This window comes from Demequina muriae (assembly GCF_030418295.1).
In the GTDB taxonomy this organism is placed as follows: Bacteria; Actinomycetota; Actinomycetes; order Actinomycetales; family Demequinaceae; genus Demequina; species Demequina muriae.
Genome location: NZ_JAUHQA010000001.1, coordinates 1993342 through 2005590 on the forward strand (window position 1 = coordinate 1993342; position 12249 = coordinate 2005590).

The 12249-nt window shown below is 69.2% G+C and carries 8 protein-coding genes; 5 read left to right on the top strand and 3 right to left on the bottom strand.

The window, feature by feature from the left end; translation table 11 throughout:
• Positions 1 to 64: 64 nt before the first annotated feature.
• The 3 genes from QQX02_RS09375 to QQX02_RS09385 are packed head-to-tail and all read left to right on the top strand — an operon-like array spanning position 65 to position 2886.
• A complete protein-coding gene (locus QQX02_RS09375; RefSeq protein ID WP_301142652.1) occupies positions 65 to 964 on the top strand; it encodes a hypothetical protein in 900 nt (299 codons plus the stop codon).
• The gene (locus QQX02_RS09380; RefSeq protein WP_301142655.1) at positions 961 to 1944 is read left to right on the top strand and encodes a DUF8094 domain-containing protein; all 984 of its coding nucleotides are present in this window, start codon (positions 961 to 963) and stop codon (positions 1942 to 1944) included. The genes QQX02_RS09375 and QQX02_RS09380 overlap by 4 nt, the downstream gene beginning before the upstream one ends.
• A 6-nt stretch (positions 1945 to 1950) precedes the next feature.
• On the top strand, positions 1951 to 2886 hold the full coding sequence (locus tag QQX02_RS09385; RefSeq protein ID WP_301142656.1) for a tetratricopeptide repeat protein: 936 nt from the start codon (positions 1951 to 1953) through the stop codon (positions 2884 to 2886).
• 143 nt (positions 2887 to 3029) lie between these two features.
• Here the strand turns inward: QQX02_RS09385 and glgB are convergent, their stop codons facing one another.
• The 3 genes from glgB to QQX02_RS09400 all read right to left on the bottom strand — a co-directional run bounded on the left by glgB (position 3030) and on the right by QQX02_RS09400 (position 8443).
• Positions 3030 to 5198: a 1,4-alpha-glucan branching protein GlgB gene (gene glgB, locus QQX02_RS09390; protein WP_301142657.1), complete on the bottom strand. Its 2169-nt coding sequence runs from the start codon at positions 5196 to 5198 to the stop codon at positions 3030 to 3032.
• 132 nt (positions 5199 to 5330) lie between these two features.
• A complete protein-coding gene (locus QQX02_RS09395; RefSeq protein ID WP_301142658.1) occupies positions 5331 to 7334 on the bottom strand; it encodes an alpha-1,4-glucan--maltose-1-phosphate maltosyltransferase in 2004 nt (667 codons plus the stop codon).
• Positions 7335 to 7423: 89 nt separating this feature from the next.
• The gene (locus QQX02_RS09400) at positions 7424 to 8443 is read right to left on the bottom strand and encodes a LacI family DNA-binding transcriptional regulator (protein ID WP_301142659.1); all 1020 of its coding nucleotides are present in this window, start codon (positions 8441 to 8443) and stop codon (positions 7424 to 7426) included.
• A gap of 301 nt (positions 8444 to 8744) precedes the next feature.
• Here QQX02_RS09400 and QQX02_RS09405 point away from each other — a divergent pair, with 301 nt between their 5' ends.
• A complete protein-coding gene (locus tag QQX02_RS09405; RefSeq protein WP_301142660.1) occupies positions 8745 to 10766 on the top strand; it encodes a beta-galactosidase in 2022 nt (673 codons plus the stop codon).
• A gap of 165 nt (positions 10767 to 10931) precedes the next feature.
• Positions 10932 to 12197, top strand: a complete 1266-nt coding sequence (locus QQX02_RS09410; RefSeq protein WP_301142661.1) for a sugar ABC transporter substrate-binding protein — start codon at positions 10932 to 10934, stop codon at positions 12195 to 12197.
• Positions 12198 to 12249 lie beyond the last annotated feature (52 nt).

The window sequence follows — 12249 nt, forward strand, 5'->3', positions numbered from 1 at the left end:
AAGCGGCATCGTGCGACGTTACCCCGTTGTCTCTTAGAGTGGACGCGTACATCTGGAGGTTTGTGTGAGTTTGAGGACAACCGCGCTCGTGGCGGGCGTGATCGGTGTGCTGCTCCTGGCGGCGGGCCTGATCGCCGAGTCGCAGCGACCCCCGCGGGACGTCACCGCATCAGCGAGCGTCGACACCGCCGTGGTGGTCTACGAGGCGGAGATGATCGCCTTCGCAGGCGACTCTCGCCTGGGCGTCTCCGGCGACGGCACGATCGTCGCCGTGACGGCACGCCCGGTCGACGCCGAAGCGTGGCTCGCCGACCACGGCGCGACGCGAGTGTCCGGACTGCCAGCCTGGGAGACGCTCGCCACCGAGGCCATGGAGCCGGTCGCTCCGTCCCCCTCGCCTTCGGCCTCCCCGTCCGCCTCGGCGGAGCCGGAGGAGGAGCCCAGCCCGAGCCCATCTCCGTCCGGGGACGCCGACGAGGCTGGCTCCGACGAGGCGGAGCCCGTCGACATCCTGGCGACCACCTCGCAGGACCATTGGCGCAGCGACTGGCGCGGTGAAGGTCGGCTGTCGATCCAGGCCTCCGATGTGCCCCCCGGCGAGACGCTGGTGATCGTGAGCGAGGATGGCTCGCCGCTGACCGATACCGACCTCGCGCTGACCCGCGACGTCGACGACGGCTGGATCACTCCGCTCATCTGGTGGGGCGCCTTCCTGACCGCCGTCGGCGTGATCGCGCTCGTGCTGAGGTTCGTCGACCTGCGCCCGGCCCAGGCCAAGGGCGAGGAGTGGATGGCCAAGCGCCAGCGCGCTGGCGATGACGAGGCGGGCCGGAGTCCCGGCACCCGCCGTTCTCGCCGGGCCAAGGGAGAGCACCTCCCCGACGCCAGCCTTGACGACGAGGAGCAGTCGCCCCCACCACCGGCCCCACCATCGGACGACCACCCGGGAGAGGAGCGGCCATGAACCGCCTCATGATCACCGGAGCAATGGCCGCCGCGGGAGCCGTCGTGCTCACCGGATGCGTGGCCGAGGTGCCCGCACCGGTCACCTCCGCACCGCCGATGACGGAGGCTGCGGCTCTGCTCGAGCCGCAGAGCACCCAGATCATCGACGACACCCTCGCGGAGCTCGCGGCGGCCGACCGCGCGGGCGACGCCGACCTCCTCGTCGACCGTGTCGGAGGCGACGCGAAGATCCTGCGCGAGATCGAGTACGCGCTGGCCGACGCCGAGGACGGACCGGACCCCACGGAGATCCCCTCCGAGATGCAGGCCGTCTACGTCTCGGGCGCGGACACATGGCCGCGCACGCTCGTCTCGGTCACGGAGCAGGCATCGGAGGACGTCACCCCGGTGGTGCTGCTCTGGGTCCAGGACTCCATCGACGCCGAGTACCAGCTGCGCGGCTGGGCGCACATGATCCCGGGCGCCACCCTGCCCGCGATGCCCGGCACCTCCTCTGGTGCGGCGCAGCTCGAGATGAGCACCGACACTCTCGACCCGAACCCCGAGCAGGTCCTCACCAACTACGTGAAGCTGCTCCGTGAGGGTGAGGGATCGGACTTCGAGGAGTCCTTCGCCGCCGATTCCTACCGCGAGCGGCTGTTCGCGGCACGCGAGACCCTCACCGAGGCCGCCGAGGATTCCGACGGCGAGTACACCGAGACCATCGAGACCGACGTCGAAGGCTCGTTCGTCATGGGCACGGCGGACGGCGGCGCGCTGGTCTTCTCTCCCATCAGCCTCACCTCCTCGTTCACCGTGGAGGACGCGACCGTATCCATCCCGGACGAGGACGAGCCGCTCCTCGACGGCGAGCTCGACGACACCGTGACCCACGAGTACCTGGACATGGTGGCCCTGTACATTCCCGGCCCGGACGTCGACGCGCTGCCCGCAGTGGTCGCGGCCGAGCACACGCTGATCAACGTCTCCGACAGTTAGGCGAGCATGACTGCTGACAACCCTGAGGTTCCGCTGCGCGGTTCCGTCGACCTCTCCCAGTTCGTGAAGAAGGACGAGCCTGCGGCGCCTGCCGAGCAGGCGACGGCCGGGGGTCAACAGAGCGCACCTCCCGTCATCCAGGTGACGGAGCAGAGCCTCCAGGAGCTGGCGCAGTCCTCGGCGCAGGTCCCCGTGGTGATCGTGTTCCTGTCGAGCGCCTCACCCGCGTCGAAGGAGCTCGTCGAGCGCATGCAGCGGTTGATGGCGCGCTACAACGGCGCCTTCGTGCTGGCCTCGTGCGACATCGACACGCAGATGTCAGTCGCGGGGGCGTTCCAGGTGCAGGCCGTCCCCACGGTCATGGCACTCATCGCCGCGCGTCCCGCGCCGCTGTTCCAGGGCAACGCCGAGGACGAGCAGATCATCGGCGTGCTGGACCAGGTGCTCGAGATCGCTCGTCAGAACGGCGTGACCGGAACGGTGGGCGGCGCCCCTCAGCAGCCCCAGGGCGAGCCGGAGCCGCCGCCCCTGCCGCCGCTGCATCAGGAGGCGTACGACGCGATCGAGCGCGAGGACTACGTCGCAGCCATCGACGCCTACGACCGCGCGCTGCGCGAGAACCCCAAGGACGCCGATGCGCGGGCGGGCCGCGCTCAGGTGGCTCTCATGGAGCGCAGCCGGCTCGCGGACGTGGACGCCGTGCGCGGCGCGGCGGCGGATGCCCCGCACGACGTGGAGGCGCAGATGGCCGTGGCGGACCTGGATGTCATGGGCGGACAGGTCGAGGACGCGTTCGCGCGTCTGATCGACGTGGTGCGCGCAAGCGCCGGGCCCGAGCGCGAGCAGGTGCGCGTGCGGCTCGTCGAGCTGTTCGACGTGGTCGGCACGGACGACGCCCGCGTGGTCAAGGCTCGTCAGGCGCTCGCGGCGGCGCTCTTCTAGCCCCGCTCCTGTCCGGCTCTCATTGACCCCTGTGGCACGTCAGGAGCTCCTGTCCGGCCTTGATGGACGCTGACTGCCGGACAGGGCTCAGCCACATCCCGTAGACGACCGTGAGTGCCGGACAGGGAAGGGCAGGGGTGCTGTCAGCGGCGCTGACGGAGCACCACGGCGCCCAGCGGCGGGATCCGCAGCTCGGCACAGTGCTCCCACGTGCCGTGCTGCTTGTCGGCCGCCTTCACGTCGCCGAGATTGACGACGCCGGAGCCGCCGTAGCCTTCCGCGTCCGTGTTGAGCACCTCTTCCCAGATGCCGCCTGAGGGCAGGCCCAACCGGTAGCGCTCGTGAGGCACGCCCGCGAAGTTGATGACGACCGCCACCGGCTCGCCCCGGCTGTCCCACCGCAGGAATGCGATGAGATTGCGATCCGTGTCATCGGCATCGATCCACGTGAAGCCCTGAGGGTCCGAGTCGCGCTCCCACAGCGCCGGCACCTCCTTGTAGAGCCGGTTGAGGTCGCGGACCAAGTCCTTCAGACCCGCGTGGAGATGGTCATCGAGGTGCCACCAGTCGAGAGAGCGGCCCTCGGACCACTCGGCCTCCTGGCCGAACTCGTCTCCCATGAAGATCAACTGCTTGCCGGGGTGCGTCCACTGGTAGGCGAACAGCGCCCTGATGCCGGCCACCCGCTGCCAATGGTCGCCGGGCATGCGGGTCAGCAGCGATCCCTTGCCGTGCACGACCTCGTCGTGACTGAGCGGCAGCATGAACTGCTCGGAGAACGCGTACATCAACGAGAACGTGATGGTGTGGTGGTGGTACGAGCGGTTCACGGTCTCCTCGCGCAGGTAGCGCAAGGTGTCGTTCATCCAGCCCATGTTCCACTTGAGACCGAATCCCAGCCCGCCGCCGGACGTGGGGGCGGTGACGCCCGGCCACGCAGTCGACTCCTCCGCGACCATGACGATGCCGGGGCTCGCCCGGTACGCCGTCGCGTTGGTCTCCTGCAGGAAGGCGATGGCGTCGAGGTTCTCGCGACCGCCGTGGATGTTGGGGCGCCACTGTCCTGCGCTGCGCGAGTAGTCCAGGTAGAGCATCGACGCGACCGCGTCGACGCGGAGACCGTCGGCGTGGAACTCCTGCAGCCAGTACAGCGCATTGGCGACCAGGAAGTTGCGCACCTCCCGGCGGCCGAAGTCGAAGATGAAGGTGCCCCAGTCGGGCTGCTCGCCGCGAAGCGGGTCGGGGTGCTCGTAGAGCGGGGTGCCGTCGAACCGGCCGAGCGCCCACTCGTCCTTGGGGAAGTGACCGGGCACCCAGTCCAGCAGCACGCCGATGCCCGCCTGGTGGAGTTCGTCGATGAGGTGTCGCAACTCGTCGGGGGACCCGAACCGTGAGGTGGGCGCGTAGTACGACGTGACCTGGTAGCCCCAGGACCCGCCGAAGGGGTGCTCCATGACCGGCATGAGCTCGATGTGCGTGAAGCCCATGTCCGACACGTACTCCACGAGCTCGCGGGCCAGCTCGCGATATCCCAGGCCCTGGCGCCACGAGCCCAGGTGGACCTCGTAGACGCTCATGGGGGCGCGATGCGGCTCCGAGTTCGCGCGCTTCGCCATCCAGTCAGCGTCGCGCCACTCATACGAGGACTCGGTGACGACCGATGCGGTCTTCGGCGGCACCTCCGTGCACCGCGCCATCGGATCGGCCTTCTGCTTCCAGTGGCCGTCTCTGCCGAGGATCTCGTACTTGTACTTGGTGCCGTCGCCGACGCCGGGGATGAAGAGCTCCCACAGTCCGGTCGAGCCGAGCGAGCGCATCGCGTGGGTGACGCCGTTCCAGCTGTTGAACTCGCCGACCACCCGCACGGCGCGGGCATTCGGCGCCCACACCACGAACGAGGTGCCGGTGACATCGCCGAGCACGGACGGGAAACGCTTGACGTTCGCACCCAGCACGTCCCACAGGCGTTCGTGGCGTCCCTCTCGGAACAGGTGCTGGTCGAGCTCGCCGGGAACCGGGAGGAACCGGTATGGGTCGTCCTGCACCAGCGGCTCGCCGGCATACGTGACGTGCACGCGATAGTCGGGCGCCTCGTCTCCTGGCAGTTCGGCACGCCAGATGCCCTCGTACTCGTGCACCGCGGGGAAGGAGCCCTCGAGAGTCTCGATCGTCACCTCACCGGCGAGCGGTCGCAGGACCCGGACCGTCACGCCGTTCGCGCCGACGTGCGGGCCGAGCACCGCGTGGGGCTCGTGGTGGGTGCCAGCCGCGATCTCGGCGAGCGCGGCCTTATCGATGTCCTGAGCAGCCATCGCGCATCACCAGCCTGTCGTCGTTGGTCGCGCGGCGCCGGGTGGTCGCCGTCGCCCCGCGTAGCAGGGAAGAGTTCACACTCGTTCCACTCACCCTAGCGTCCTTGCGGGAGCCGTCGTGGTGCGTGTCCGTCACAGCCCGCGCACCCCGGCGACGTGCGCCATCGTGACGGCGGGGTCGAAGCGCACGTAGAACTCCTTGCCCCAGGTGTAGGTCGCGTCGGTCAGGGCGTCGTCGACCACCATGCGGGCGTCGTCCGTCAGGCCGAGCGCTGCCATGTCGAGCGTGATGATCGCGTCGCGCACCACATGCGGGTCGAGGCTGACGGCCACGATCACCGTGTCCGCCTTGCCCGTGGGGGACTCGGCGGCGGGGACGTGCCGGGAGAAGCACAGGATGTCGCTGTTCGAGCTGGAGTGCAGGGTGAGCCCGCGAAGCCGGCGCAGCGCCACGTGGCGCGCACGCGCGCTGTTGAGGCGGGTCAGGACGTCCTGCACGCCGTAGCGGTCCGCTGCGGCCCAGTCGCGGGGCTTGTACTCGTACTTCTCGTTGTCGATCTGCTCCTCGACACCGGGCCGCGGCACGTTCTCGACGAACTCGTACCCGGTGTAGATCCCGTAGCTGGGCGATCCGGTCGCGGCGAGCACGGCCCTGGCCTTGAACAGGGGAGCGCCGCCGGCCTGCATGTCCGAGGTCAGGATGTCATGCGTCGTGGGCCAGAAGTTGGGCCGCATGTAGAACGACGACTCGCGGTCGGACACCTCCTCGAGGTACTCGCCCATCTCCGTCGCGCTCTGGCGCCAGGTGAAGTACGTGTACGACTGGTGGAAGCCGATGCGCGCGAGGGTGTGCATCATGGCCGGGCGGGTGAACGCCTCCGAGAGGAAGATCACCTCGGGATGTCGCCGCGCGATGTCCGTGAGCAGCCGCTCCCAGAAGGTCAAGGGCTTGGTGTGCGGATTGTCGACGCGGAACAGCGTGACGCCAGCATCGATCCACACCTGGACGACATCGCGTACGGCCTGGTAGATGCCCTCGGGGTCGTTGTCGAAGTTGAGCGGGTAGATGTCCTGGTACTTCTTGGGAGGGTTCTCCGCGTAGGCGATGGTGCCGTCCGTGCGCGTGGTGAACCACTCGGGGTGCTCCGTCACCCAGGGGTGGTCGGGCGAGCACTGCAGGGCGAGGTCGAGTGCCACCTCGAGGCCGAGCTCCCTGGCGCGAGCGACGAAGGTCTTGAACGAGCGCATCGTCCCCAGGTCGGTGTGGATCGCGTCGTGGCCACCCTCCGCCGATCCGATCGCGTACGGGCTGCCGGGGTCGCCGGGCTCAGCCTTGAGCGAGTTGTTGCGTCCCTTGCGGTGGGTGTCGCCGATGGGGTGGATCGGGGTGAGGTAGACGACGTCGAACCCCATGTCGGCGATCCCCGGGAGGCGCTTCGCGGCCGTGGCGAACGTGCCGGAGCGCCACTCGCCCGTCTTCTTGACGTATCGCGCGCCCTCGGAGCGGGGGAAGATCTCGTACCAGGCGGAGATCAGCGCCTTCTCTCGCTGGATCAGCAGCGGGTAGACCGCTGAGGGCGTCACCCACTCGCGCAGCGGTCGTGCGGTGAGCTCGTCCGCGACATCGTCGCTGATCGCGGGGGCGAGCCGGACCTCTGGATCCAGCGAGTGGTCGTTCAGCGTCTCGATGGCCGCGGTCAGGAGTGCCTTGCCGGCCGCAGTGCGACGCACCTCCTTGAGCGCGCGAGCGAGGACGGTGACGCCGTCGTCGAGCATGAGCTGCACGTCCACACCGGCCCTGACCTTCACCTCCGCGGCGTGCGCCCACGTGGAGTAGGGGTCGGACCACGCCTCGACGTGGAAGGTGTGGTGGCCCTCGAGCTTGGGGATCCATGCGGCCTCGTACAGGGAGTTGCCCCAGTCCGTGCACGGCATCGGGAGGACGTCCCGCTTGCCGTCCGGTCGCGTCACGACGACGGTCGCACCCTCCGCGTCGTGGCCCTCGCGGAAGATGGTCGCCCAGATGGGAACCGCCTCCCCGACGACGGCGCGGGCCGGCCAGCGACCCTCTTCGAGCGACGGACCCACCCCGACAATCGGGATGCGTCCGACGGATTGCTCTCCATAGAACGGCATGTATCGAACCTACCGGCTGATCGCGACGGCCGGTAGCGCCTCGCCCGATCCGCAGGCTCGGACGGCGGCCGATGCGGGGGGAAGAGGACTCAGGCGGTCCCGCGAACGATCAGTTCAGTGGGCAGGGTCGCCGATTCCGCCGAGCGGCCCTCGACCAGCTCGAGCAGCAGCTCGACCATGGTCGAGCTGATCTCGCCGAACGGCTGGCGCATGGTCGTGAGTGGGGGATCGAGCGTGGCCGCGAGGCCGGAATCGTCGAATCCGACCACCGCGACGTCCTGGGGGACCACACGGCCCGCGGCGCGCACCGTGGCGATGGCGCCGGCCGCCATGCGGTCGGAGGCCGCGAAGACGGCGTCGATGTCTGGTGCGCGCTCGAGCAGCCGGGCCATCGCATCGGCCCCCGACTGGCGTGAGTAGTCGCCCTCCTCGACGAGCGCGGGGTCGAACCGGTCGCCGAGCTCCTCGCGAAAGCCGACCACGCGGAACCGGCCGCCGGGAGTGTCGGGCGGGCCGGTGATCATGGCGATCCGCGAGCGGCCCAAGTCCATGAGGTGGCGCGTCGCGGTGCGGGCGGAGCCGATCTCGTCCACCGACACGGTGGTGATCTCGGCCTGATGCCCGAGCGGGATTCCGCAGGCGACGGTCGGCACGCCAGAGGCGAGCAGGGACTCGAGCAGCGGATCGCGTTCGTGAGAGGAGATCAGCAGCACGCCGTCGACGTGCCCGGCGCCCACGAACTGGGCGACGTTCTCGCGCTCCTCCGGCGTGCCCGCGACGAGCAGCACGAGGGTCTTGTGTCGCTGCGCCAGCGCCTCCGCGGCTCCGCGCAGGAGCAGGGGGAACGTGGGGTCGTCGAAGAGCAGCTGGTGCTCCTCGGTGAGGAGGAAGGCGACCGAGTTGGCGCGGCCGGTGGCCAGGGAGCGGGCGTGGTGGTTGGCGTAGTACCCCGTGGTCTGGATCGCCTGCTCGACGGCGGTGCGCGCCTCGGGGGACACCCAGTGCCCACCGTTGAGGACCCGCGAGACGGTGCCGCGCGAGACCCCAGCGGCCGCGGCGACGTCACGGATCGTCGGCTTGCGCCGCCCCGTGTTCGTCATCTGGCTCATCTGGGTCTCCACGACGCCTGAGCCTAGCCCTCTTGGGTGCGGCGGCACCGACGGACCTCCGAGCGCCCGTGCAAGCGGTGACGATATGGTCACAAACGGGTCAGAAATTTGCGTCGCGGCGAGTGTGATCGCACAATGTAAGCGTTTCCATTCGCGGGCGGGCAGTCCGTCACAGTTGGGTCACGATCCTTCGCGGGAGTTTGCTTTTCCGGCGGGCGGGGCGTAGAACTGTGACCGGTCACAGGTTTGCCTCAGGTGGCTACACGAACGCGGCTCGCGCCGCCCGACTCAACGGAGCGTCATGACGCAGTCTGCTTGGCCCGCACTCGAAGGCATTGCGTACGGGGGCGACTACAACCCCGAGCAGTGGCCGCGCGAGGTGTGGGACGAGGACGTCACGCTCATGCGTGAGGCCGGGGTGAACCTGGTGAGCGTCGGCATCTTCTCGTGGGCACTGCTCGAGCCCAAGGAGGGCCTCTACGACTTCGCGTGGATGGACGAGCTCCTCGACCTTCTGCACGCCCACGGCATCGCCGTTGACCTCGGTACGCCGAGCGTGTCGCCGCCCGCATGGTTCTTCCACGCGTACCCCGATGCGCGTGTGGTCGCCAAGGACGGAACCGTCATGGGCTTCGGCTCTCGCGGGATGGCCTCGCACGCCTCGCCGGAGTACCGGGCCGCGATCGAGCGCCTGGCGACCGAGCTCGCGACCCGTTACGCCGACCACCCGGCCGTCGTGATGTGGCACGTCCACAACGAGTACGGGGTGCCGGTGGGCGAGGACTTCTCGCCGCGCGCCGTCGCCTCGTGGCAGAGCTGGCTGCAGCGCCGCTACAGCACGCTCGACGCCCTCAATGGCGCGTGGGGCACCGCGTTCTGGGGCCAGCACTACGACGACTGGGAGCACGTGGTCGCACCGGCCGCCATGCCGTCGGTCGCCAACCCGGCGATGAAGCTGGACTGGGCGCGCTTCACCGACGAGCAGCTGCGCGAGTGCTTCCGCATCGAGCGAGACGCGATTCGCGCTCACGCCACCCAGCCGATCACCACCAACCTCATGGCGCACCAGTCCTGGAACACCGACCTGTGGAAGTGGGCCGAGGAGATGGACATCGTCTCGGACGACCACTACCTCTGGGCGCCCGACGAGGACTCCCACATCGGTCTCTCACTGGCGGCCGACCTCACGCGATCCGTGGGCCGCGGTCGCCCGTGGATCCTGATGGAGCACTCCACCTCGGCCGTCAACTGGCAGGGACGCAACGTCGCCAAGCGCCCGGGCGAGATGCGTCGCAACGCGCTCACCCACCTGGGCCGCGGCGCGGACGCCATCATGTTCTTCCAGTGGCGGGCATCGCGCTCTGGCGCGGAGAAGTTCCACTCCGCGATGGTGCCGCACGCCGGCCCCGGCTCGCGGGTGTTCCGCGAGGTCACGCAGCTCGGCGCCCACCTGAAGGACCTCGCGGAGCTCCGCGGCAGCACCGTCAAGGCAGACGTCGCCGTGCTGTACGACTGGGACTCGCTGTGGGCGCAGGACCTCGAGTGGCGACCGTCCGACGACCTCCAGTTCCGTGAGCGCATGAGGGCGTACTACGAGCGCCTGTGGCGCGACAACGTCACCATCGACTTCGCGCACCCCGAGCACGATCTGAGCGGCTACAAGCTCGTGGTGGCGCCCGCGTCCTACCTGCTCACCGCATCGGCCGGCGAGAACCTCACCCACTTCGTCGCGAACGGCGGCACCCTGCTCGTGTCGTGCTTCGCGGGCGTGGTCGACGAGCACGATGCCGTGCACGAGGGCGGGTTCGGAGCGCCCCTGCGCGATGCGCTGGGCCTCACGGTCGAGGAGTACCTGCCGCTCCGTGCGGGGCGATCGATGACCGTGACCTACGGAGAGCAGTCGCTGCCCGCGGACGTGTGGGCCGAGGACATGACGCTCGCGGGCGCCGAGGTGCGCGGCACCTTCGTCGACGGACCCGGCTCGGGCATGCCTGCGATCACGCGGCACTCCCATGGCGAGGGCCACGGCTGGTACATCGGCACTCGCCTCGGTGCGGATGCGCTCGCGGCGGTCATGGCCGATGTCTACGCCGACGCTGACATCGACCTGCCTGGCACGCCCGCAGGCGTCGAGGTCGTCACGCGCCACGGCGAGGCCTCCGACTACGTCATCGCCGTGAACCACGGCGAGACTCACGCTGATCTTCCGATCCACGGCACCGACCTCATCACCGGTGCCAGGGTCGACGGAAGTCTCGAGCTGCAGGCCGGCGACGTCGCCGTCGTGCGGACCTCGCACGCTCGAGAGGGGGGTGGTCGCTGACGTCCGCTCCCACCCGGCGGCACCTGCGCCGCCGATTCACCTCAGAAACCTCGATATCAACGACGCGGCAGCGCCACTGACGGCGATGTCGCACCACACCAGCGGTCGCACCGACGCGATCTCGCCCGAGAGGCGCGATGCGGCCCACTTTCGGAAGGAAACATCATGCGCAAGCAGATTGCATGGGGAGCCGCTTTCGCGGCGACCGCTGCGCTCGTCGCCGGTTGCAGCTCAGGAGACCCGGAGCCCGCTGAGACCTCGGCCGCACCTGAGACCTCGGAGTCCGAGGCGCCCGCCATCGACGGCACCGGCGCCGAGCTCGTCATCTGGACGGACGCGGAGCGCGAAGAGGCGCTGGCGACCGCGGCCGAGCAGTTCGAGGCCGACACGGGCGCCACGGTGACCCTGGTCCAGAAGAACTTCGAGGACCTCCGCAACGACTTCATCGCGCAGGTTCCCACCGGCGAGGGTCCCGACATCACCGTCGGCGCTCACGACTGGCTGGGCGCGCTCGTGACCGCTGGTGTCGTCGACACCGTGGACATCGGCGACAAGGCGGCCGACTTCCAGCAGGTGGCTCTCGACGCGATGACCTACGACGGCCAGCTCTACGGCCTGCCGTACTCGACCGAGGCGATCGCCCTCATCCAGAACGCCGACCTGGTGGGCGACACTGCGCCGACCACGTGGGACGAGATGATCGAGATGTCGAACGAGGCGGGCTTCGAGGACCGTCCGTTCATCCTGTTCACGAACGGCACCGCCGGCGACGGCTACAGCGCGTACCCGCTGCAGACCTCGTTCGGGTCGCCTGTGTTCGTTCAGGACGAGGCAGGGTCCTACACCACTGAGGTCGGCATGGGCGGCGAGGCTGGAGAGGCCTTCGCGCAGTTCCTCTACGACAACGGCTCGGCCGGCACCGGGGTGTTCTCCGACACGATCGACTACGACACCTCGAACCAGCTGTTCGCGAGCGGCGAGTCGCCGTTCATCCTGCAGGGTCCGTGGATGCCGTTCTTCGATGAGGGCGACATGAACCTGGTCGTCTCGCCGATGGTCTCGGCCGGTGGCGAGACCGCCGCGCCGTTCGTGGGCGTGCAGGGCTTCTACCTCAGCGCACAGAGCGAGAACGCGCTGCTGGCGAACGAGTTCCTCACCAACTACATGGCCACCGAGGACGCCCAGCGCACCCTCTACGAGGCCGACCCCCGCCTGCCCGCGCTGAGCGCGCTGGCAGAGGAGGTCTCCGCCGACCCGATCACGGCAGGCTTCGTCGAGTCGGCCGCAGCCGGCGTCCCGATGCCGTCCATCCCCGAGATGGGCAACGTGTGGGAGCTGTGGAACGCCGCAGAGATCCAGATCATCACGGGCGCTGACCCCGTGTCGACCTGGAACGACATGGTCGCCGAGCTCGAAGCGAGCATCGGCTAGCACTACTGCACGGCCCGGTCGCGAGGGCGGAGATCCGCCCTCGCGACCGGTT